General features: G+C 64.0%; 25 protein-coding genes and 1 pseudogene. 11 read left to right on the top strand and 15 right to left on the bottom strand.

The genetic code is table 11. From position 1 onward, the window contains the following. Positions 1–36 precede the first annotated feature (36 nt). From N7422_RS08700 to N7422_RS08685, 4 genes are all read left to right on the top strand, one after another. Positions 37–924, top strand: a complete 888-nt coding sequence (locus tag N7422_RS08700) for a hypothetical protein (protein WP_279806169.1) — start codon at positions 37–39, stop codon at positions 922–924. 6 nt (positions 925–930) lie between these two features. Then, complete coding sequence (locus tag N7422_RS08695) at positions 931–1,302, top strand: hypothetical protein (protein WP_279806168.1); 372 nt, start codon at positions 931–933, stop codon at positions 1,300–1,302. Between the two features lie 100 nt (positions 1,303–1,402). Next, on the top strand, positions 1,403–1,789 hold the full coding sequence (locus N7422_RS08690; RefSeq protein WP_279806167.1) for a VOC family protein: 387 nt from the start codon (positions 1,403–1,405) through the stop codon (positions 1,787–1,789). 67 nt (positions 1,790–1,856) lie between these two features. Beyond that, on the top strand, positions 1,857–2,426 hold the full coding sequence (locus N7422_RS08685) for a hypothetical protein (protein ID WP_279806166.1): 570 nt from the start codon (positions 1,857–1,859) through the stop codon (positions 2,424–2,426). 71 nt (positions 2,427–2,497) lie between these two features. Here the strand turns inward: N7422_RS08685 and N7422_RS08680 are convergent, their stop codons facing one another. Next, entirely contained in the window at positions 2,498–4,177 is a 1,680-nt protein-coding gene (locus tag N7422_RS08680) for an MFS transporter (protein ID WP_279806165.1), read from the bottom strand. Positions 4,178–4,362: 185 nt separating this feature from the next. On the opposite strand from N7422_RS08680, the gene N7422_RS08675 reads away from it, so the two are divergent. Continuing rightward, positions 4,363–5,049 carry an AraC family transcriptional regulator gene (locus N7422_RS08675; RefSeq protein WP_279806164.1) on the top strand — a complete coding sequence of 229 codons (687 nt, stop codon included), beginning with the start codon at positions 4,363–4,365 and terminating at the stop codon, positions 5,047–5,049. On the opposite strand, the gene N7422_RS08670 is transcribed toward N7422_RS08675, so the two are convergent. Further along, the gene (locus N7422_RS08670; RefSeq protein WP_279806163.1) at positions 5,032–5,925 is read right to left on the bottom strand and encodes a sterol desaturase family protein; all 894 of its coding nucleotides are present in this window, start codon (positions 5,923–5,925) and stop codon (positions 5,032–5,034) included. The genes N7422_RS08675 and N7422_RS08670 overlap by 18 nt on opposite strands. A 191-nt stretch (positions 5,926–6,116) precedes the next feature. Here N7422_RS08670 and N7422_RS08665 point away from each other — a divergent pair, with 191 nt between their 5' ends. Next, positions 6,117–6,734, top strand: a complete 618-nt coding sequence (locus N7422_RS08665) for a LysE family translocator (protein WP_279806162.1) — start codon at positions 6,117–6,119, stop codon at positions 6,732–6,734. Here the strand turns inward: N7422_RS08665 and N7422_RS08660 are convergent. Continuing rightward, entirely contained in the window at positions 6,712–7,407 is a 696-nt protein-coding gene (locus tag N7422_RS08660; RefSeq protein WP_279806161.1) for a metallophosphoesterase, read from the bottom strand. The genes N7422_RS08665 and N7422_RS08660 overlap by 23 nt on opposite strands. Positions 7,408–7,480: 73 nt before the next feature. On the opposite strand from N7422_RS08660, the gene N7422_RS08655 reads away from it, so the two are divergent. Continuing rightward, positions 7,481–7,990 carry a DUF3016 domain-containing protein gene (locus N7422_RS08655; RefSeq protein ID WP_279806160.1) on the top strand — a complete coding sequence of 170 codons (510 nt, stop codon included), beginning with the start codon at positions 7,481–7,483 and terminating at the stop codon, positions 7,988–7,990. 205 nt (positions 7,991–8,195) lie between these two features. After that, complete coding sequence (locus N7422_RS08650; protein ID WP_279806159.1) at positions 8,196–8,438, top strand: hypothetical protein; 243 nt, start codon at positions 8,196–8,198, stop codon at positions 8,436–8,438. An 8-nt stretch (positions 8,439–8,446) separates the two neighbouring features. On the opposite strand, the gene N7422_RS08645 is transcribed toward N7422_RS08650, so the two are convergent. From N7422_RS08645 to N7422_RS08600, 10 genes are all read right to left on the bottom strand, one after another. Further along, complete coding sequence (locus tag N7422_RS08645) at positions 8,447–8,947, bottom strand: methylated-DNA--[protein]-cysteine S-methyltransferase (protein ID WP_279806158.1); 501 nt, start codon at positions 8,945–8,947, stop codon at positions 8,447–8,449. Between the two features lie 154 nt (positions 8,948–9,101). After that, on the bottom strand, positions 9,102–9,449 hold the full coding sequence (locus N7422_RS08640) for a hypothetical protein (RefSeq protein ID WP_279806157.1): 348 nt from the start codon (positions 9,447–9,449) through the stop codon (positions 9,102–9,104). Positions 9,450–9,582: 133 nt separating this feature from the next. After that, positions 9,583–10,122 (bottom strand): GNAT family N-acetyltransferase, encoded by a 540-nt coding sequence (locus N7422_RS08635; RefSeq protein WP_279806156.1) that lies wholly within the window; start codon positions 10,120–10,122, stop codon positions 9,583–9,585. 123 nt (positions 10,123–10,245) lie between these two features. Then, positions 10,246–12,648: a TonB-dependent siderophore receptor gene (locus N7422_RS08630; RefSeq protein WP_279806155.1), complete on the bottom strand. Its 2,403-nt coding sequence runs from the start codon at positions 12,646–12,648 to the stop codon at positions 10,246–10,248. A 108-nt stretch (positions 12,649–12,756) separates the two neighbouring features. Next, the gene (locus N7422_RS08625) at positions 12,757–13,704 is read right to left on the bottom strand and encodes a FecR family protein (RefSeq protein WP_279806154.1); all 948 of its coding nucleotides are present in this window, start codon (positions 13,702–13,704) and stop codon (positions 12,757–12,759) included. Then, positions 13,701–14,240 (bottom strand): sigma-70 family RNA polymerase sigma factor, encoded by a 540-nt coding sequence (locus N7422_RS08620; protein WP_279806153.1) that lies wholly within the window; start codon positions 14,238–14,240, stop codon positions 13,701–13,703. The genes N7422_RS08625 and N7422_RS08620 overlap by 4 nt, the downstream gene beginning before the upstream one ends. Before the next feature lie 155 nt (positions 14,241–14,395). Next, entirely contained in the window at positions 14,396–14,794 is a 399-nt protein-coding gene (locus N7422_RS08615; protein ID WP_279806152.1) for a hypothetical protein, read from the bottom strand. A gap of 102 nt (positions 14,795–14,896) precedes the next feature. Beyond that, positions 14,897–15,259: a hypothetical protein gene (locus N7422_RS08610; RefSeq protein ID WP_279806151.1), complete on the bottom strand. Its 363-nt coding sequence runs from the start codon at positions 15,257–15,259 to the stop codon at positions 14,897–14,899. Positions 15,260–15,391: 132 nt separating this feature from the next. After that, on the bottom strand, positions 15,392–15,808 hold the full coding sequence (locus N7422_RS08605) for a hypothetical protein (RefSeq protein WP_279806150.1): 417 nt from the start codon (positions 15,806–15,808) through the stop codon (positions 15,392–15,394). Positions 15,809–16,084: 276 nt separating this feature from the next. Further along, a complete protein-coding gene (locus N7422_RS08600; protein WP_279806149.1) occupies positions 16,085–16,381 on the bottom strand; it encodes a hypothetical protein in 297 nt (98 codons plus the stop codon). A gap of 645 nt (positions 16,382–17,026) precedes the next feature. On the opposite strand from N7422_RS08600, the pseudogene N7422_RS08595 reads away from it, so the two are divergent. The 3 genes and pseudogenes from N7422_RS08595 to N7422_RS08585 form a co-directional block, all read left to right on the top strand. After that, positions 17,027–17,520 (top strand): annotated as a pseudogene (locus tag N7422_RS08595) (tyrosine-type recombinase/integrase); the annotation flags it as partial. 20 nt (positions 17,521–17,540) lie between these two features. Beyond that, on the top strand, positions 17,541–19,127 hold the full coding sequence (locus N7422_RS08590; RefSeq protein ID WP_279806148.1) for an ABC-F family ATPase: 1,587 nt from the start codon (positions 17,541–17,543) through the stop codon (positions 19,125–19,127). Positions 19,128–19,281: 154 nt separating this feature from the next. Beyond that, the gene (locus N7422_RS08585; protein ID WP_279806147.1) at positions 19,282–20,451 is read left to right on the top strand and encodes an MFS transporter; all 1,170 of its coding nucleotides are present in this window, start codon (positions 19,282–19,284) and stop codon (positions 20,449–20,451) included. Here N7422_RS08585 and N7422_RS08580 read toward each other — a convergent pair. Both N7422_RS08580 and N7422_RS08575 read right to left on the bottom strand, forming a co-directional pair. Further along, positions 20,410–21,459, bottom strand: coding sequence for a dienelactone hydrolase (locus tag N7422_RS08580; protein WP_279806146.1), 1,050 nt, complete (start codon positions 21,457–21,459; stop codon positions 20,410–20,412). The genes N7422_RS08585 and N7422_RS08580 overlap by 42 nt on opposite strands. A gap of 134 nt (positions 21,460–21,593) precedes the next feature. Then, a complete protein-coding gene (locus tag N7422_RS08575) occupies positions 21,594–22,205 on the bottom strand; it encodes an FMN-dependent NADH-azoreductase (RefSeq protein ID WP_279806145.1) in 612 nt (203 codons plus the stop codon). Positions 22,206–22,295 lie beyond the last annotated feature (90 nt).

Here is a 22,295-nt window from a genome sequence, read left to right as displayed (position 1 = left end):
CCCATCGACAACCCTGCGCACAAGGATGGAAGCACCATGGGCACACTCGTAGCGAAGAAATATCCCACCAAGCTGTTCCTCAAGGCGGCCGACCACACCTATGTGGAGTGCGGCACGGGGGGCAAGGCATGGAAGTGCTGGGGCGGTAATACCGGTGGCACGGCTTTCAACCATAACAGCGGCAGCACTCATCGGGCAGACCTCATTGCCTGCCCCGATCAGCGCGCCGGCATTACCCGCTACCTGATCGACGGCGTCTGCCACCAAGCTGCCAATCGCATTCTCGTACCGGCGAACATCCTGGTCTCCGGCGCGCGAGGCTATACACTGTCTTCCTTCATCTACGGAACCTACGGCCGTAGCGTCTTCGAACGACACACTGACGCGAAAGGAGACATCGCCGATTGCATGGCCCGCCAAGCCCTGAGCGTTGCCCCCTCCGCCGCAGGCGCCGAGCGATCGCCCAGAGAGGGCAAGGCGCTGTCGACTGAAAAAGCGCTGGTGAGAACGAGCAAGACACTCTACAGCCGCATGCAGAACAGGATCACGTCGGCGCAGGATGCGCTCGCCTTCAACATGAAAGCATTCGAACGGCAACTGGATAACATGCCCCTGTCCAATCTGTCCGCCAGTTCACGACAGGGGCTGACCGACGCGAAGTTCAATGTCGAAACGACACTTTTCACGCTCGACCATGAGCGCCGCTTGCAGAACGTGGACCCAACGCAAATGGTGGAGCGGGTCAATCAGATGACCCTCACCTTCCAGGATGAAGCGGCCAACGCATTGACCGCCCGACAGTACGAGCAACTGTTTGGCGTGCCCGTGGACGAGCGCTTGATTCTTGCCGACCCGGATATCGTCAGCCTGGCTTTCGGCGCTGAAGTGTCCAGGGCGGTCTATGGCAACCTGCCTGACCGCTGACAGACCATGGACCGCCTGCCACGCCACGGCCGCAAACTCAGCCAACGCGAGTACGAACACGCGGTCGTGGCGTTGCACGCCGCTCACGCCGAGGATGCCACAAGCCTGGAGGATCCGAGCCTGCGTCGGCGGGAGCTCGACCTGACCATCGATCACAGGCTCGGTGTCGATTTCCCGCCGGCTCGCCGTGAACGGCTATGGCAGATCCAGCAACGCGTGGAGCGCAAACGCCTGCGCTTGCTGGCCCGTAGTCTGGTGGCCCAGATGCTGCCCATCATCACCCGGCGACGGGCGAACGCCATCGCCGGTTTCGTCGAACGGGCGTTTGCCCAGGAGCTGGACGCCCAGGAGATGAACGATTATTTCGGCAATGATTGACCGGCATCCGATAGGGCCGAACGACTGCATCGCCCCATTGGTCAAACCCTGCGAAACGTCTTTACTTGCTGTTACACCACCCCAACCAAGGTGTACGCCCATGAAGATCGTGGTCACCAGCGTTCTCGTCGACGACCAGGCCAAGGCCCAGGCCTTCTATCACCATGTCCTGGGCTTCCAGCCCAAGCACGATATCCCCATGGGCAAGCATCGCTGGCTCACCTTCACCTCGCCCAACGACCCCAACGGCGTCGAGCTGCTGCTCGAACCGGACGCTCACCCTGCCGCGAAGACCTACAAGGCAGCCCTCAAGCAGGATGGCATTCCCGCCACCTCGTTCGGCGTGCGCGACATCCAGGCCGAATACACCCGTCTGTGCGCCGCCGGGGTGCGCTTCACGCAACCGCCCACGGACCTGGGGCCGGTCACCGTGGCGGTGTTCGACGACACCTGCGGCAACCTGATCCAGATCGCCCAGCGGCACTGAAGACAGCCCGACAGCCAATCCGCTACATTGCTGACTTCCTCAAGCGCAGCCAGAACAAGGACAACCCATGCGCTACGAATTCAACGAAGTCCTCAATGACCTGATCGACTATTTCCTGCTTGGCGACATCCAACTGCTGGAATGCTTCAAGGAACAGCACGACCTGCCCGACGACCTGGCCCGGGCCTTCACCAGTGGCGACAGCGGCGACCAGGCCGTGCGCGAAGGCGTGATCCTGCCACTGGCCGGCATCGACAACCTGCCGTATCGCATCCTGTTCACCCTCGATGAACGCACCCCGGCCCTGCTCGAGCCTGGCAGCCGCCTGAAGCACCGCCGCCCGGGGTATGTGCTGCGGGTCGAGAACCGTGCGTTGATGCTGTTCACCTGGCGGGTCCTGCAGCATTTCACCAACAAGACCCTGGGCGACCTGCTGGCGCGTTACCAGGAGCCGGGGCGGCCGATCATCGAGCTGGACAATGGCTGGTACGAGGTCGAGGTACTGGCCGGGGCGGTGGTGCGCGACGGGCTGTATGAGCCGGCATTCGAATTCGTGCTGAAGAAGACCTGTCGCGGCGGGACCGGTGTCGAGGTCGATACCGGTTATCGCTATAGCCTGCGCGGCTATTTCGACTGAGCGCGACTGACGCAGGCGCGGTCGGTGTGGGAGCGGGTAAACCCGCTCCCACAGTTCGTGCTCAGCTGCACTCAGGCATGGTTGATATCCCGGTCCTTGGTCTCCGGCAGGAAGAAGATGCCCAGCACCGCCGTCATCACCGCGATCACGATCGGGTACCACAGGCCGTAGTAGATATCGCCGGTCGCCGCCACCATGGCGAACGCCACCGTCGGCAGGAAACCACCGAACCAGCCGTTGCCGATGTGATACGGCAACGACATCGAGGTATAGCGGATGCGCGCCGGGAACAGCTCCACCAGCCAGGCGGCGATCGGCCCGTAGACCATGGTCACGTAGATCACCAGGATGGTCAGCAGCAGCAACACCATGGGGTAGTGAATCTTCGCCGGATCGGCTTTTTCCGGGTACCCGGCCTCTTTCAACGCGGCGCCCAGGGTGGCGGTGAAGGCGTCGTTGCGTGCCTTGAAGTCCGCCGCCGGCAGGCTGCTGCCATCGAAGCTCGGCAGTACCCGCTCACCGATGCGTACCTGGGCCACCGTGCCAGGTTCGGCTGCCTGGTTCTCGTAGGGGATCGCGCGCTTGGCCAGCAGGCTCTTGGCGATATCGCAGGAACTGGTGAAGCGTGCCTTGCCCACCGGGTCGAACTGGAACGCACACTGCGCGGGATCGGCGATCACCACCACCGGGTTCTGCTCCTGGGCGACGAACACGTCCGGATTGCCGTACTCGGTCAGGCCCTTGAAGATCGGAAAGTAGGTCAGCGCGGCGATGATGCAGCCGGCCATGATGATCGGCTTGCGGCCGATACGGTCGGACAGACTGCCGAACAGGATGAAGAACGGCGTGCCGATCAAAAGCGAACCGGCGATCAGCAGGTTCGCCGTCTGCGGGTCGATCTTGAGCGTCTGCAGCAGGAAGAACAGCGCATAGAACTGCCCGGTGTACCACACCACCGCCTGGCCGGCGGTGCCGCCCAGCAGCGACATGATCACCACCTTCAGGTTGTCCCAGCGGGCGAACGACTCGGTCAGCGGCGCCTTCGAGGCCTTGCCCTCGGCCTTCATCTTCATGAACACCGGCGACTCGTTGAGCTGCATGCGGATATACACCGAGATCGCCAGCAGCAGGATCGACAGCAGGAACGGCAACCGCCAGCCCCAGTCCTCGAACGCTTCGGTGCCCATGGCGGTGCGGCAGGCGAGGATCACCAGCAGCGACAGGAACAGGCCAAGGGTGGCGGTGGTCTGGATCCAGGCAGTGAAGAACCCTCGCCGCCCCTTGGGCGCATGCTCGGCGACATAGGTCGCCGCCCCGCCGTACTCGCCGCCCAGCGCCAGGCCCTGCAACAGCCGCAAGGTGATCAGGATGATCGGCGCCGCCACGCCGATGGCCGCATAGCCGGGCAGGATACCCACCACCGCGGTGGACAGGCCCATGATCACGATGGTGATGAGGAAGGTGTACTTGCGCCCGATCATGTCGCCCAGACGGCCGAACACGATGGCACCGAACGGCCGCACGGCAAAGCCTGCGGCGAAGGCGAGCAGCGCGAAGATGAAGGCTGTGGTTTCATTGACCCCGGCGAAGAAGTGCTTGGCGATGATCGCCGCCAGCGAACCGTAGAGATAGAAGTCGTACCATTCGAACACAGTGCCCAGGGACGAGGCGAAGATAACCTTGCGCTCCTCCCGGGTGATGCCGCGTTGGGGCGCGCTACTGCCCGTGGATGCGCTGTCGAGGACCGCCATGGGTCGCCTCCGTGTTGTTATCAGAGGGCCGGAGTATCCCAATCAGTCTCGAACGCACGCACCCAGGCCCCAGGGCTTTACGGTTGCGCGAAGCACAGCGAGGCACGGCCTCGAATCGCTGCAAGGTCACTTGAAGCATAATCGGCTTTGCACGCTTATCCACTCACACCGGTTACGAGCCCCCCATGACCGCACGACCCGATACCGCCTGGCTGGGCGAACTCTGGCTGGCCGAGGATCACTGCCTGTTGCTCGGCACACCGGGACTTACCCGCGAGCACGCCCATTACGCCCACCAGGTGCTGATCGCACAGCAAGGCGAACTGTGCCTGGAGATCGAAGGCTGCCGCCAGTACGGCCCGCTGCTGGCGGTCGAATCGTTGCAGGCGCATGCGGTGCTCAGCCACCAAGTCCCCTGCATCACCCTGTTCGCCGAACCGCTGGCGTTTTCCCTGGAGAGCCTGGTGACGTTGTGTCGCTCGGCCGAGGGGCACGCCGGGCGCCTGGCCGAGCTGCTGCGCGACAGCCCCCGGCGCCCGCTCGACCCACGGTTGGCCAAGGCCCTGGCGCGTATCCGCGCGGTGGACGAGCAGACCTTGCCCGCCACGGCCGTGGCGCGTGAAGCGAGCCTGTCGCTCAGCCAGCTGGAGCGCCTGTTCAGCGGCGGCCTGGGTTTGTCGGTGCGCCGGCTGGTGCTGTGGCAACGCCTGCGTCTGGCCCTGCAGCGAGCATTGGCCGGCGACTCGCTGACCAAGGCGGCGATGGCCGCCGGCTTCGCCGACTCGGCGCACCTGTCGCGCAGCCTGCGCCAGCAGTTTGGCATCCGCGCCAGCGAAGCCCTGCGTCACCTGCGTTCACGCCCCATCGCCTAGCGCGTCGCGCAGCGCGGCCGGCAACGCGGCCGGAGGGTGCGCAACCGGTTCGCCATGAAACGGTTCGCGCAGTTGCGCGACATAGCCTTGCGGGTAGTCCGGGCGATCACCGATACCCATGTCATCGTCGGCCAGCGCATAGGTGGGCAGGTACAACGCGGTGCCGAGCAGACGATCCCACAGGGTGAAGAACAGGGCGAAGTTGACATCGCCCGTGGCGCCGTACTTCAGGTGGTGCAGGCGATGGACCGGTGCCCAGGCGAAGACATGGCGCAGCCAGCCGATGCGCATGTCGACATTGCTGTGCTGCAGCAGCAGCTGGATCGCGATGCAGAAGGCCAGCAGCGCCGCGACATCCTGTGGCAAGCCCAGCAGCACCAACGGCACGACCCCGCCCAAGGCCTCGGCGAGCTGGTGCAGCGGGTGCTTCATCAGGCCGTTGAAGCCGTACAGCCGGGTGACGCTGTGGTGCACCGCGTGCAGTCGCCAGAGCAGCGCGCTGCGATGGCTGGCATAGTGCACCAGGGTCACGCCGAGGTCGGCCAGCGGCAAGGCCAGCAGCAGTTGCCAGTGCAGCGGCCAGTGACTGGGCCAGAGACCGGCGTTGGGCAAGCCACCGGCGAGCAGAGGGAGGGCGGCGACGCTGGCGACGTTCAGGGTCTCATTGACCAGGGCGTGCAGGTAGTCGCGCGCGCCCTCCCCGCCGGCTTCGCTCCAGGCGCGCTTGTACGGGTACACCGCCTCGCAGCAGAACGACAGCAGGATGGCCACGCCCAGCAGCGGCAGCAGCCAGATGACGCTGGCGCCAAGGTGCACCAGCCACAGGGCGGTGCCGATGAATCCGAAGAAGAAACAAGGGGCGTACAGGGTGCGCATGACAGGCTCCGTTGATGAGGGAGCGGCCAGTGTCGGGTGACACCCGCATGCAGGCTTGAACAAACGGCGCAACTTGCCACCTTCGGTCGAGCTGTCGCACAAGGCTCGCGCTGGACCGGCGCGCAATAATCTTCAATACCCGCCCCCGCGCGAACACCAGACTGCGGTTTCCCTCAGCCAGGAAACCGCCCATGCAACAGTTCCTGATCGTCGCCCTCGCCCACTTCCTGGCCCTGCTCTCCCCGGGCCCGGACTTCTTCCTGGTGGCCCGAACATCAGCCAGCGCCGGCTGGCGGGTGGCCAGCGGAGCCTGCCTGGGGATCGCCCTGGCCAATGGCGTGTTCATCTGCGCGGCCTTCGCCGGGGTGTCGTTCCTGCAGGGTGGCAGTGCGCTGTTCATCGCCCTGCAGCTGGCGGGCTGTGCCTACCTGCTATACCTCGGGCAGCTGTTCCTGCGCCATGCCGGCTCGACCAGGCTGATACCGGCCGGACACGCCAGCGTCGCGCCGCCTCGTTGGCCGAGCAGTCTGGCCATGGGCTTCGCCTGCGGCATTCTCAACCCGAAGAACGCGCTGTTCTATGCCAGCCTCGCGAGCATGGTCGCCAGTATCGACGCCATGCTGAAGCTGGCCTACGGCACCTGGATGTTCGCCATCGTCCTGGCCTGGGACCTGCTGGTCGCCTTGATGATCGGCAACCGACAGGTATTGCGCCGCTTCGCCCATGTCCTGCCCTGGCTGGAGCGCGCGTCTGGGCTGATGCTGGTACTGCTCGCCGGCGGTGTGCTCATGCACCTGGCCTGGGGTTGAGCAGGGTCAGGCTGGCCAGGTCGAGCAGGCTGAAGAAGCCACGGCTCCAGCCACCGGTATCCAGATGCCAGACATTGCCCAGCACCTTGACCTCGAGCACCGGGGTATGTCCGACCAGCAAGGCGCGCAGACCCTCCACGGGCTGCTCGTCGCCCTCTTTCAGTCGCCGTCGGGACCATTGGCATACCTCACGCACGGCAGGATCGTCGCCGCTTTCCAGGCTCGTGCGCAGCCGCCGCCAGTCATTGAACGGGCTGTCGGCATGCAACAGGCCGACCGGCCCTGTGGTTGTTTCAACCTGCAAGGCGACAGGCAGCCTCAGGAACGCCTCGACGAACGGCACCTGCTCATGCGCGGGCAGATCGAGGAACCAGCCGCCGCCGGCCGCACGGTACATTTCCAGGTCGAGCCGCCCGCCACGCAGATGGTTGATCGCCAACGCTTCATGGTTGCCCTGCACGGCGTGAAACCAGGGTTCGGCCAGCCACTCCAGGGCCTGCTCGCTGTTCGGCCCGCGGTCGACCAGATCGCCGACGCTGAACAGGCGGTCGACCTCAGGGTCGAACGCCACGGCGTCCAGACAATCGCGCAGGCGCTGGAAGTGACCGTGAATATCGCCCACGGCCAGGTCGCGCCCATGCTCGTTGACGGCCATGCACCGAAACGCACTCATTGCATCGCTCCTGCTTGTATCGCGGCACCGGCGTAAAATGGACAGGCAAGTCGTCCGCACCCGGAGGTGCATCATGCGTACCACCCTGGCCTGTACCCTGCTGATGGCGCTGGCATTCGACAGCATGGCACAGGGCGCCCCGACCTCACAGGTCGAGGTGCGTTTCGACCACCCGGAAAAATTCCGCGATGCCAGCCTCGACAACCGTGGCTATGAGCAAGGCGCCGACGCGCAGGTGATGAAAGCCCTCACGCTACACCTGCAGGCCCTCGGCCGGCGTTACCTGCAACCCGGCCAGCAGCTGCTCATCGACGTCCGCGACATCGACCTGGCGGGACGCTTCGAGCCCTGGCACAGCCGCGCCTACGATGTCCGCTACCTGCGCGACATCACCTGGCCCAGCATCGAACTCAGCTACACCCTGAGCCAGCCCGGCCAACCCGCTCGCCAGGCCCAGGAGCGTGTCAGCGACAAGATGTACCTCAGCCGCCCCGGCCGCCAGGGCAGCAGCGATCGGCTGTATGCGGAAAAAGCCATGCTCGGCGACTGGTTCCGCCAGCGCTTCGCCCAGCCGCCCTCCTGAGCCTCATGCCCGCCGGCGATGCCGGGCAATGGGGGCGATCAGGCGGTGGAATGGCGCCGCCGGCAGCAGGTACAGACGCCCCGGAATGCTCGCGGGATAGGTCGTCATCAGGGCTGCGTCCATGAAACAAGCGCCTCGCCGCTGGTGCAGGCGAACTGGCCGATAGTATCCTCGGCGCTCGCACTCACGCCAAGGAACGGGCGGCATGAAATACCTGTTGGTGACGTTGGTCAGCTATGCAAGCAGCTATTACCTGGTGGGTCTGTTGATTCGCGGTCGTCTGGCCGATATCGCCGACGGCCTGCGCCACCGCTCGGATGCCCCGCCACCGGGCCAGTATCTGCGTGAGGTGGAGGAACATGCCCGGCGCGCACACCGACACTACAGCTTCTTCGTGGGCAGCGTCCTGGCGCTGGTGCTGGCCGGGCTGTTCGCCTGGCTTGGCTGAGGTTCGGGTCAGAACGCCAGCGCCAGACTCTCCCGTCCTTCCAGGGCAAGCAGGAACTGCTTGGCCGGCAGCCCGCCGGCAAAACCGGTGAGGCTGCCCGAGGCGCCGATCACCCGGTGGCAAGGCGCGATGATCGAGATCGGGTTGCGTCCATTGGCGGCGCCCACCGCCCGCACCGCGTCGGGGTTGCCGATCTGCCGGGCGATATCGCTGTAGCTGCGGGTTTCACCGAAAGGGATGGTCAGCAGCGCCGCCCAGACCTGGCGCTGGAACGCGGTGCCGGCGAAATCCAGATCGAGGTCGAAGCGCCGCCGCTGGCCGGCGAAGTACTCACCCAGCTGACGCGCGGTGTCCCGCAGCACGGCATGCCGATCATCGCGGTGCAGTTCACCCAGCCGCACCCGGTTCTCCCGTTCGCTTTCCCACAACACGGCGGCCAGCCGCTCGCCACGCACCACCAGGGTCAACGTGCCGACAGGCGATTGCATCAGAGTGAAGGCACAGGACATGACGGGCTCCGCTAGGCGATGGTCAGCGCACTGTACGCATCCCATCGCCTTGCTGCATCCGCTTTCTTGCGCTGTTTCCCGCGCTGACCTCAGTCGCAGTGGCTACCCATCGCGGACGAACACCTGCGCCAGCCAAGTCTCCCGTATCGCGAGACTAGGCCCGCGAGCACATCAGCGCCGCGTCGAGCAGGCGGCCCTTGTCGTACCAGGCATCGCGCTGGTAGGCCGAAAAGCGCTGCTGTCCGTTCGCGCCATAGACCTTGACCAGGCCGTCGGCCTTGTTCGGGTCGGTACTGGCGACGAACAGTTCCAGAGCGCCCTGGTTCTGCACCACATAGGTGGTGGCGGACGCGGGAAGCTCGGATTTCACGCAGTTCAGGTAGTCGGGGGGACTCTTGGCGGTCATGCCGAACGTGTTGTCGTGGCCTGCGCGGATATCGGGGTCATGCGCGCAACCGGCCAGCAGCAGGCTGGCGGCCAATGCCATCGTCAAGCGCTTCATACAGGCTCCAATCACCCCACCAGGAAATCCTGGACAGTGCCGGACACATACCGCCCTTTTTAGTAGTCAGCTTACGATTGCAAGGTTAGTCCCGCTCAGCCGGTCCGTCATGACCGTTCGGCATTGACTGGGGTCAGGAGGGCCTGACAATGCGATAAAGCACGTGAGGGCGCAGCGGGTTCCCCGGTGGCACCGTCAGGTCGGAAAAGTCCTCGACAGGGTCCGAGTGCATGCCGAGCTTCTCCATCAGCGACCGCGAAGGCTCGTTGACGCGGGAGGTGTAGCCGATCACCTCGGTCAGCGCGAGGGTTGACCAGGCGTACTGCAGGCAAGCACTCGCCGCTTCGAAGGCATAGCCCTGGCGCCAGTGCTCGCGCGCCAGAATCCAGCCAATCTCGACGTGCGGACCACCGGGTATCTCGTCACCCGCCAAGGACAGCCCGACGCCGCCAACGAGCTGGCCATCAGCCTTGCGTTCCACGGCAACGAAGCCGAAGCCGTGCGCTCGCCGATGTCGCTCGCATTCGGCAATCATCGCCGCCGTCTCAGCCGTCGTCAGGATCGCAGGGTAGTAGAAGCGCCGGACTTCGGGGTCGGCGTTGGCGATCGCGAAGGGCGCTACATCACGTTCTTGCCAGGGACGGAGCCTCAGGCGTGGCGTCTCGATCAGCATGGTCGTCCTGTACGAGCGAATCCGTTTCGAAGGCGCGAATCTACCACAGACAGGCGAGCGACTACGGCACCGGCTCGCCTGAGCAATGCCCGGCGCGGCGCCGGGCATCTTGCCGTGGCCGCGTCAGAAGTCGCCACGCACCGAGAGCATGTAGCTGCGCGGTGTACCGTAGGTGGTGCCTCGGGTCCAGTAGCCGGTGGAGTCGAAGTACTTGCGGTCCAGCAGGTTCTCGATGTCCACGCCCACGGTCCAGTGCGCGTCCAGCTTGTAGGCGGCGCGCGCATCGAAGATGGCCCGGCCGCTGTTGCTCACCCCGTTGTAGGTATCGACATAGGCGTTCTGGGCCGAGACACCACCGCCGACGCTCAGGCGGTTCCACTCACCAGGCAAGGTGTAGTTGGTGGTCAGGCGCAACATGTGTTTCGGCGTTTGCGCGGAGATCGGCCCACCCTCAGCCGAGCGGGTGGTGTTGAAGGTATAGCCAGCCGCCACCTGCAGGCCCGGCAGCAGCTCGCCGCTGGCCTGCGCTTCGAAGCCCTTGCTGCGGCTGATGCCATCACCATTGAGCCAGCAGCGGCCGGCCGGATCCGACGGGCACTCGCCGGTGTTGGCCAGATCACGCACGGCCACGTCTTCCTGTTCGATGTAGAACACCGCGAAGGACAGGTTCAGGCGCTTGTCGAGCAGCTCGCCCTTGATACCGGTCTCGTAGTTCGAACCCACCGAGGGATCCAGCATGCGGCCACCGACGGTGCGATAGTTCGCCTGGGGCATGAAGATGTCGGCATAGCTGGCGTACCACGTCCACTGATCGTTGAGGTCGTAGAGGGTGCCGACGAAGGGCGTGAACTCGTGCTTCTGCTCGTTGACGGACAGCAGCGTGCCATCCCAGACCTCGGTCTTGAACCAGCTCAGGCGCGCGCCAAGTACCAGGCTCAGATCTTCGGTCAGGTGCAGACGGCTGCTGAGATACGTGCCATAGCGGGTGTCGGTGGTGTCTTCCTTGGCGTCCCAGCCATGCCGGTCGGGCTCCGGGAAGAGGTGATGGTTGGGGTCGAAGACATCGAGCGGGATCGGGTCGGCCAGCTTGGCCGTGGCGTCCTTGTCGTTCATCTTGCGCCGCGACCAGTTGGCGCCCAACGTCACCTGATGGCTCAGGCCGAAGGCCTCGAACTCACCGTCCAGGTGACCGTCGACGGCATTGGAGGTGACATCGAACTTGTGAAAATTGGTGCCACTGACCATCGGCCCCGTCGGGCTGCCATAGTCCAGCGTATCCTCCGCGCCCCATTCGATGACCGTGCGGTTGAACGCGCTCTCGCTGTGGGACAGCGCCAACTTGCCGCTCCAGTTTTCGTTGAAGCGGTGGCTGAGGTCGGCGAATACCTCGTCGGTGCGGGTCTGCAGCTTGGCCCAGTCCTGTCCCAGGAACGTCGAACGCTTGAGGTGCGGGTTGCTGCCATCGGAATTGTTCGGCAGGCCCAGCACGCTGTAGCCGTCGATGCGCGAGGTTTGACGGCGCAGGCCCAGGCCGACGGTGGTGGCATCGCTCAGGTCGGCTTCGACGATGCCATACAGCAGCGGTCGCTTGGACTTGGTGACGTCGGTGAAGTAGCCACGGTCCTCATAGGAGGCGACCATGCGGCCACGCAGCGTGCCTTCGGCGTTGAGCCGGCCGCTGGCGTCCAGGTCCAGGCGGTAGAAGTCCCAGGAGCCGGCGCGGGTAGTGATCGACAGCCGCGGATCCACGGTCGGGCGCTTGCGCACCAGGTTCACCGCGCCCCCCGGGTTGCCCGCCCCCACCAGCAGCCCGGAGGCGCCGCGCAGCACTTCGACGCGGTCGAACACCGCCATGTCCGGGACCATCCAGCCGGTGTAGGCGTATGCCTGCCCGGGCACGCCATCGACCAAGTAGCTTTCGTCGGTCAGATCGAATCCACGGGAGCTGAAGTGGTGGTTGCCATAGCCCCGGTTGGCGCGGGTGATGCCCGGGGTCTGGGCCATCACCTGGTCCAGGGATACGAGGTTCTTGTCATCCATCAGTTTGCGTGTGACCACGGTCACCGACTGCGGGGTGTGGCGCAGCGTCTGGGGGGTCTTGCCGATGGTCACCGCACCGGTGGTGTAGGAGCCACTGCCTTCCGTGGTTTCACCCAGCCCCGTGCTGTTGATGCTGGTCGCCCCCAGCTCCAGCGCGCCCTTGGCATCGACGGCCGGCGCCACGGTGACCGTCTGGCCACCGGTGACGATCAGTTGCAGGCCGCTACCGGCCAGCGCCTGCTGCAAGGCTTGCAGAGCACTCATCTCGCCCTGGATCGCCGGCGCCTGCTTGCCGGCGACCAGAGCCGGGCTCAGCGACAGCACCAGGCCACCCTGGCGGGCGATGACGTTGAGCGTTTGCGCCAGGCCGGCGGCCGGCAGGTCGAAGCGCTGCAGCTGTTGCTGGGCAGCGCCTTCGGCCCGGACGAAAGCCGAGGGCGCGGTGGCCAGGGCAATGGCAAGGGCGAGTGGCCAGGGTTTTAGCACGTGGATTCTCCTGAAGGTTTTGGTGTTGTCAGGAGAAAGGTGCAACGAGCGGAAAAAACCGGACACGAATGAGAAAAATTTACACTCGCAAGTGTTAAGGGCTAGCACCTAGCGGGCGTCGATCAGGGTCAACCACGACCCATAGCGCTCGATGCGAATCGGCATGGTCTCGGCCAACGCGGCAAGGGTGCGTTCACTGTCATCCAGGGGGAACACGCCCTGCACGCGCAGCTCGCGCACCTTCGGGCTGACGCGGATGAATCCGCCGCGATAGGGCCGCAAGGCCTCGATCACCGTGGCCAGGGGCTCGTCCAGCACGCTGAGCCGACCATCGACCCAGTCGGCCCGGTAGCCCTGCCCGGCTGGCAGCGGCTCGATGCGCCGGGCATGGAGCATGGCGGCCTGGCCCTGGGTCAGGTCCAGCTCCGCGCCACCGGGCAGCGACGTGCGCACGGCATGTTCCAGTACCACGACCCGGGTGGCATCCCCCAGCTGTTCGACCATGAAACGCGTGCCCAGGGCGCGCACATCGCCCTGGGCGCTGCGCACGATGAACGGTCGCGCCGGATCCGCTGCCACCTGAACCACCAGTGCGCCCCGGTAAAGTCGCAGCAGTCGGCGCGCGGCATTGAAGTCAAGGTCGACAGCGCTGTCGGCGTTGAGCATCAACCGACTGCCGTCGGCCAGTGACATGCTGCGACGCTCGCCCCTGCCGGTGCGCAGATCGGCGCTGAACATCCGCCCCGTGTCGCTGCCAGCGGCGAACCAGAACCCGCCACCGAGCAGGCCGAGCCCGGCCAGCCCGCGCACCAGGTCGCGGCGCCCGATCTGTGGCTGTAAAAGCGCATCGCGCAGGGCTCCCGGCGCCCGGCGCACCACGTCGTAGTGGCGACCCAGTCCTCGTTGCAGCTGCTCCCAGGCCGCGGCGTTGGCGGCATCCTGCACCAACCATTGCTGGAACAGGAGCTGTTGCCGGGCGTCACCCTGCCCCGAGCGCAGACGCACCATCCAGGCGATGGCCTGTTCGGCGGCCGGGTCCAGCGTCCCCCGACTCATGGCGCACCCGCGCTCAGGTAGCACTGGCGCAGAGCCTGAGTCATGTAGCGGGCGATGGTGCGTTCGGACAGGTTCAGGCGGCGACCGATTTCCACGTAGGTCAGGCCATCGAGCTGGCACATCAGGAAGGCCTTCTTCACCACCAGCGGCAGGCCGGACAGGCTGGCGTCGATGGCGTGCAAGGCTTCCAGTAGCAGGTGCGTTTCCTCCGGCGAGGGGGAAAGCTCCTCCGGCAGCAGCATCAACCGCTCAAGATAGGCCTGCTCCAGGCGCCGGCGGCGATGACGGTCGAAGATCAACCGGCGGGCGATGGTGGAGAGATAGGCACGAGGTTGCTCGATGGTCGCCGGGTCGACCCGCGCGGCGAGCAGTTGGCAGAAGGTCTCGGCCGCGGTGTCTTCGGCATCCGGCCGGTTGCGCAGTTGCCGCTGCACGTGTTGCAGCAGCCAGCGATGGTGGTCGCTGAAGAAGAACCCCAGCTTGCGGGTGTCGGATGCGGGCACGGTGGAACCTGGGCAAATGAGAATGCGTCGCATGTTATAGATAGCGAGGCATCCTCCGCAATGTTCACTTTGACAAGCGAGAGTCAGGCGCCTCAACGTTTTCCACGCGGTTCGGGCTTCTCGATACTCATCAAGCGCGCTCGAAGCAGTAAAGCCCACGCAGGGTGGGCCTACTGATTGAGCCATGCTTACTTGATGCGCGGCTCGTACGCCTGCACCTGGGAGTTGAACAGGCTGACTTTTCGATTGAGCATGTTGTCGCACCAGCTATAGATGCCGCAATCGATCGAGGCATTGATGGAATACTTCCCATCACCGACGCTCTGCTTGATCACATGGCCATTCAGATAGCCGACCTGTCTGGTGGGGTAGGTTTGTATGAAAGTGTCGTTGGCAGACATCACTCGCATGCGGGTGACCATCTGGATTGCGTCGATAGCCCTCGCCCACATCCTGGAGCATTGCTCTTCACCCTTGCAGATCGGGCTTGGTGTGATTGCCGACAGAGGAATATCGGTTTTCTTTGGAGATTGCGCACAGCCTGACACGGCCAGCGTGATGGCAATAAATGTTGCAGCCCTTCTCATCGTTTCCTCCTTGAAGGATATAGGATCCATCGCATTCCGAGCGTCTTTGCCCGGTACAGAAAAGGACGCAGGTGCTTCAGCAGCTCCAAGTGCGTTGGCGCATCACCTGATCTCTGTCGGCGGAACCGAGTTCTTGTAATCCTCTCTGCAGGTCAGTCTGGCCAATGCGAGAAATTGCCGAAGTGCCTCGTGCTTTTCTTCCTGAGTGGCACCGACCGGATAAGACTTGGCTTTCTCGGCAAACAGTACCTTGTAATCTTCCCTGAGCTGGCTTGGCTGCGTACCCACATCCTCGGCGATCGGCTCATTGAACTGCCGCGATGCCATGATATCGATCGCATCCATCGCGACCAGCTCGCAGTGGCGGATCTCCGCAGGTTTGAACATGGGCACGCCATTGACCATGACCCAGGCTGAAGCGGCCTGACTACCGAAAAGGCAAGCCAGAGCCAGTGATGCCGACACAATCCTCACCATAATAGCGTTCCGCCACCATCAACCGGTGAGCCTACCACCTGCATGAGCGCCCATCCAGCGTGGACGCAAAGCATCTTCACTACCCGAGACTTCAAGGAAACCTTGCACGCCTTTTGATGCTTACTGGATTCTCGTCAGCCTGAGACTTCCATCCGAAGGCAGTAGAATACGATACGTTTCATGCGCTCCTGGCTTTAGTTCAGAGTTCTGGGATGTGGCAATGTTGGGACACATCCCGGCCCCCGTTTCCAGACGGAAGAAGTAAGACCCAGGTGCGAGATGGATGCGTACACCTTCGCCAGACCTGATTGCAAACGCCTTGCGGTTGTTCACGTAAACGACGTGACTGCATCCGGATCCGTAGAACCCCTCGTCGCGCAGGAACGTGACCGTGGACTCGTCTTTTGACACGGGTTTCATCAGCGCCTGATCGTAGATCCGATCGGCCGGAATCTGCCTCGCGTGATCCTCTGAAACAGGCGTTGTCGAACAACCCGCGAGCATCACCAATGCCGCCAGCCCAAACAGTTTACGCATGCCACCCTCCTTGTTGAGGCGGGCAATCTACCATAGCCACACGCAGTTCAGCGCCGGGTGCGAAAAGCCCAGCGCGGGGCTGGGCTTGGTGCAGCGGCAGGTCAGTAAAAGGACGATTCAGAGGGTTGGAGGATCAACTGATTTCACGGGTGACCCTATGCGTACCGATGACGAAGCAACGACAGGTTTAGGCCGAGTGTTTCAACGACGACGCTACAGACATGCTCATGTTCAAAGTCCACGCCGCCTGACACTCCTGCGCAGCTCGCCAGGGCGTTATGAGTCCTTCCCCTTCACCTGGCAGACCCCGTTGACTCTGTTCTTGCCCGTATAGGAAACATCAGGCGAGCCGTCGGGGTTGATGGACAGCGAGATAGTCACGCCACTGCCTTTGGCTTCGAAATAGTTGTCGTTGAACTTCTTCAGCTTGCCTTCCTTGCCATTGATGTAGATCGGACCACCCTTGTCGGCATGCACCTCGATGTTTCCAGGGCACGTTGCATTGAGCATCGGTATCCCGGCCTGGGCTGCACCAGAGGCGAGCAGAAGAATACTGAACAGCAAGCGCTTCATTTATAGCTCCTTGCGCGGAATCAAAGAGTAGGAAGCAAAGCTCATTTGCGCGCTGCCCGCCAGCGCTTCACCGCCTGCCGTCCAACTCAGGTGGCCAAGCGCCCATGAAGAGGATGACCGCAGGTATCGAAAGGTAAGTCAGGTATTGGCCAGGGTGCACCAGCAGTCCGACTACCCATGCAGCCATCAATAAACCATCCGCACGACGCCCGCTGGCCTTGGCGACAGGGCCAGACAGCAATCCGTACTTACCCTCCCGATAGCTGGCCCCAAAGCAACATGACAAATAAAGCGACCGCCGCAATCCCAACTGCGCAAACCCAGTTTCTCTCTGTGTTCTCACTTCGCCAATCGCCCTTTGGAAACTGACCCCGGCTGGCGAGTTTCACGATTGGCCAGCCGAGCCAGTAAAAAACGCACCGGAAAATCACCTCCAACAAGAGGTAAGCCAATGCCCTACCTAGGAAAGTGAGAACCTCTGTCATAACGATGCCCTCAGCACGACACGCACAACAGTGTAGGTGTTTGATCGGTGTTCTCCTGGCATCACCAGCGCAGAGTGTCCTGCCCCATAACAGTTCGCAGAGACAGACAGAGGTCGCTCTGCGGTGTTGAGGAATGCGCAGGCTGATGCGCGAGCTCATGGTCGACGAGGAGAAAAGGACAGTTCACGTCAGGAGGACCATCGCCCTGGGCGAGGTTGAGGAAAGGACGAAGGCAGGGAGGGATAGGTTCGTTCTGCTGAACGAGAGGGCTTTGCGCGCGCTGCAGTACGCCAGGGAGTACGCAGATCGGCGAAAGCAAGGGAAGGGACTGGTGGCCAATACACCCTACGCGTTCCCCCGTCGAAAGGGAGCGAATACGTGAAACAGACGTCGGACCTGCACAAGCAGTGGGTGCCGGTGCTGAATGAGCAGGGGATCAGGAGGAGGCCCCCATACAACTGTCGTCACACCTATGCGACAATATGCTTAATGTCTGGCCTCAACCCCGCATTTATCGCCCAACAGCTGGGTCACAGCGTGCAAATGCTGCTGTCGACGTATGCGCGTTGGCTCAACTCAAGCTCCGACTGGAGCGAGCTGGAAAAGCTCAAGATTGGTATCAAATCGGTATCAGCAGAGAATCCAGCCGCGTAAGTTACTGATAGGTAAGCGCTTTGATCTCCACCGCCAATATCACCATGCAGTTCGGCTCCAAGCCGCTGTTCGAAAACGTCTCGGTCAAATTCAACAACGGCAACCGCTACGGCCTGATCGGCGCCAACGGTTGCGGCAAGTCGACCTTCATGAAGATCCTCGGCGGCGACCTGGAGCCGTCCGGCGGCCAGGTGATGCTCGAGCCCAACACTCGCCTGGGCAAGCTGCGCCAGGACCAGTTCGCCTACGAGGAATTCACCGTGATCGACACGGTGATCATGGGCCACGAGCAGCTGTGGAAGGTCAAGGCCGAGCGCGACCGCATCTACTCGCTGCCTGAGATGACCGAGGAAGACGGCATGGCCGTCGCCGAACTGGAAACCGAATTCGCCGAGATGGACGGCTACACCGCCGAGTCCCGCGCCGGCGAACTGCTGCTGGGCCTGGGCATTCCACTGGAGCAGCACTTCGGCCCGATGAGCGAAGTCGCTCCTGGCTGGAAACTGCGCGTGCTGCTGGCTCAGGCGCTGTTCTCGGATCCGGACGTGCTGCTGCTCGACGAGCCGACCAACCACCTGGACATCAACACCATCCGCTGGCTGGAAAGCATCCTCACCGCGCGCAACAGCACCATGGTGATCATTTCCCACGACCGGCACTTCCTCAACAGTGTCTGCACCCACATGGCCGACCTCGACTACGGTGAGCTGCGCCTGTTCCCGGGCAACTACGACGAGTACATGACCGCCGCCACCCAGGCCCGCGAGCAGCTGTTGTCGGACAACGCCAAGAAAAAAGCCCAGATCGCCGAACTGCAGACCTTCGTCAGCCGCTTCTCGGCCAACGCCTCGAAAGCCAAGCAGGCCACCTCCCGCGCCAAGCAGATCGACAAGATCCAGCTGGCCGAGGTCAAGCCATCGAGCCGAGTCAGCCCGTTCATCCGCTTCGAGCAGACCAAGAAGCTCCATCGCCAGGCCGTCACCGTCGAGAAGATGGCCAAGGCCTTCGACGACAAGGTGTTGTTCAAGGACTTCAGCTTCACCATCGAAGCCGGCGAGCGCGTGGCGATCATCGGCCCCAACGGTATCGGCAAGACCACCCTGCTGCGTACCCTGGTCGGTGAGATGACCCCGGACAAGGGTGAGGTGAAGTGGACCGATAGCGCCGAAGTGGGCTACTACGCCCAGGACCACGCCCACGACTTCGAAGACGACGTGACCCTGTTCGACTGGATGGGCCAGTGGACCAGCGGCGAGCAGGTGATCCGTGGCACCCTGGGGCGCATGCTGTTCTCCAACGACGAGATCCTCAAGTCGGTGAAGGTGATCTCCGGCGGCGAGCAGGGCCGCATGCTGTTCGGCAAGCTGATCCTGCAAAAGCCCAATGTGCTGGTGATGGACGAACCGACCAACCACCTGGACATGGAATCGATCGAGGCGCTGAACCTGGCGCTGGAGAACTACCCGGGCACCCTGCTGTTCGTCAGCCACGACCGTGAGTTCGTGTCGTCGCTGGCCACCCGCATCATCGAGCTGACGGCCGAGGGCGTGGTGGACTTCAGCGGCACCTATGACGACTACCTGCGCAGCCAGGGCGTGGTGGTCTGAATCGCCAGGCCAGCCTGATCGCCACGGGTGACCAGGCTGGCCCCTTCGTGGGCTTGCTCGCGACGGACCTGAACAATTAGTTAGCCTGCTTTCTTTTCCCCCGCACTCCGGCCATGATGCTGTCTCGCCCCACCGCCTCCCGCGAACGAGCCCCATGACCGCGCCCCACTCCTCCTCCGGCATCACCCTGCAGATCCTCTCGATCGTGTTCTATACCTTCATCGCCTTCCTCTGCATCGGCCTGCCGATCGCGGTACTGCCCGGCCATGTGCATGACCGGCTCGGCTTCGGCGCGGTGGTCGCTGGCCTGACCATCGGCCTGCAGTACCTCGCCACGCTGCTCAGCCGACCATTCGCCGGACGGGTGGCCGACACCCTCGGTGGCAAGCGTGCCATTCGCTACGGGCTTTACGGTATTGTCGGCTGCGGCGTGCTGACCCTGCTCTCGGCCTGGACTTTCGCCCTGCCCTGGCTGAGCCTGGCGCTGCTGCTGGGCGCACGCCTGCTGCTGGGCATCGCCCAGGGGCTGATCGGTGTCGCCACCCTGAGCTGGGGGATCGGCCAGGTGGGCCCGGAACATACCGCGCGGGTGATTTCCTGGAACGGCATCGCCTCGTACGGCGCCATCGCCATCGGCGCTCCTGCGGGCGTGCTGCTGGTCGGTGGCCTGGGTTTCTGGGTGCTGGGGGTGGCACTGCTGGTCCTCGCCGCGCTGGCCCTGTGGGTGCTGCGCACACGGCCAGAGGTGGTGCTGGTACGCGGCGAACGCCTGCCCTTCTGGTCGGCCTTTGGCCGGGTGGCGCCTTGTGGTGTCGGGCTGACCCTGGCCTCGATCGGCTACGGCACCCTGACCACCTTCGTCACGCTCTATTACCTTGAACGAGGTTGGACCGGCGCGGCCTGGTGCCTGAGCGCGTTCGGCGTGTGCTTCATCCTGTCCCGGCTACTGTTCGTCAATGCGGTCAATCGCTTTGGCGGCTACAACGTCGCCATCGCCTGCATGGCCACCGAGGTGCTCGGGCTGACCCTGCTGTGGCTGGCACCTTCCCCGTTATGGGCGATGGTCGGCGCCGGGCTGACCGGCTTCGGCCTGTCGCTGGTGTATCCGGCACTGGGCGTGGAGGCGATCAGGCAGGTGCCCAGCAGCAGCCGAGGTGCCGGACTGGGCGCCTACGCAGTGTTCTTCGACCTGGCGCTGGCCATCGCCGGTCCGGTGATGGGGGCCGTGGCTGTGCACCTGGGGTATGCCGCGATCTTCTGCGTGGCCGCGCTGCTTGCGCTGTCAGGGGTTGGCCTGACCCTGCTGCTGGCCCGTCGCGGCTGAGCGCTCGGCCGGCTCGGGCGCGCCGAGCGCCTGGCTGAAGAACGCGGTGGTTTCGCTGCGTAGCGAACGATGGATATGCCGACGATCGACGCCGTCGGCATCCTTGCATAGCGCGGGCATGCGCTGGTGCTGCTCTGCATCGCAAGGCGCCATGAACACGAAGTGCCCGGCCCCCGACAACAGACGATAATCCGGTGTCAGCGGCAACTTGCGCGCCAGCGCATCGGCGTTGTGTTCCAGCACCAGCAGATGATCGTCGTCACCGCTGTAGATCAGCGCCGGCACCTGCACACCAGCCAGGGCATGGCGCCCGAACATCAGACTCAGGGGCGCCATCAGCATCACCGCCCCGACCCGAGGGTCGGCCTTTGCCGTCAATTCGCTGTGGTCGGCGATCAGCACTCCATGGGTCTTGCAGGCGTCGGCGTCCGTTGGTCGCTCCTCGCAGTAGCGGCGCAGGCGTTCGAGGTCGGGTTGGGCGCCAGACAGGATCAGGGCGGTCTCGCCCCCGGCGGAATAGCCGATCACGCCGACCTTGCCGTCGTTCAGGTACGGGGCAAGGAACGCATCGTCCCGCGCCGCCGTGATGGCGGCACTGACCTGCAATGGGCGCCCATAAAGGTTGCTGAGCATGCCCAAGCGGCTATGGTCACGGCTGTTGTCACCGGGGTGAATCACCGCCACCACCACGAAACCCTGACGCGCCAGGCCGTTGGCCAGGTCGTGCAGCGCCATCGGACTGCCGGTGTTGCCGTGGGAAATCACCAACAGGGGGAATTGCCCCATGGCCACCGGGGCTTCCTCGGCCACTCGGGTCTGATAGCCCTCGATACGCACGTTGCGCGCCTCGCCGCTGGAGGGATAGAACACCAAGGCCTGCATGGGGCGGGCGTCCACGGGATCGGCCAGGTTCAACCGGTGCAACCCGGCCACCCAGGACGCCGCGCCAGCGTGGCTAATGACGCCGCTCAGCAGCATGAGGATCAGCAGGCGACACGTTCGGTTCATGCACAGGCGCTCCCGCCAGGGGCGGACGTATGACGCCAGCTTAGAACCCGCGGCGCCCGGACTGCATGAAAAATGAATGAAAAAAGCCGACTGGCGCCAAGGGCATCAGTCGGCTTTTTCGCCTGTCACAAGTCTCAGGCGGCGACGAACAGCTCGCCGGCGATCTGCGCCTGGGCGGCGTCGATGGCCTTGGCGCGGTGCTCCGGGCCGTAGGCCAGGCCATGGGCGCGGACGATTTCCAGATCGGTGATGCCGATGAAGCCGAGGAACACCTTGAGGAAGTCTTCATGGCCAACGCCGGTCGGCTGGCCCTGGTGCAGGCCGCCAGCGGTGGAGACCAGGATGACTTTCTTGTCGCCGCACAGGCCTTCTGGGCCGGCTTCGGTGTAGCGGAAGGTCTTGCCGGCCACCGCCACGCGGTCGATCCAGGCCTTGAGCTGGGTCGGCACGGTGAAGTTGTACATCGGCGCGCCGATCACCACGGCGTCGGCGGCGAGGAATTCATCCAGGGTTTCGGCGCTCAGCCTGGCCTCGAAGGCCTGGGCGGCGTCGCGCATCTCTTCCGGGGTACCGGCGGCCATCAGCGTGGCGGCGGAGAAATGGCTGATGGCGTCGGCGGCCAGGTCACGGTAGACCACTTCGAGGCTCGGGTCAGCAGCTTTCCAGGCCTCGACCACTTCGCGGCTCAGTTGGCGGGAGGCGGAATTGTCGCCCAGGATGCTCGAATCGATATGCAACAGTTTCATGGGACTCTCCTGTGAATGAAGACCGCGACGGTGGGCGATCACGATGGGGAGAATCCTACCGGCACAGCGAATGACTGAAAAGTCTGCAAA

It is taken from the genome of Pseudomonas sp. GD04091, assembly GCF_029836165.1.
GTDB lineage: Bacteria > Pseudomonadota > Gammaproteobacteria > Pseudomonadales > Pseudomonadaceae > Aquipseudomonas.
Note: the sequence above shows the minus strand (reverse complement) of the source record. Positions and strands in the feature narration are given on the sequence as shown.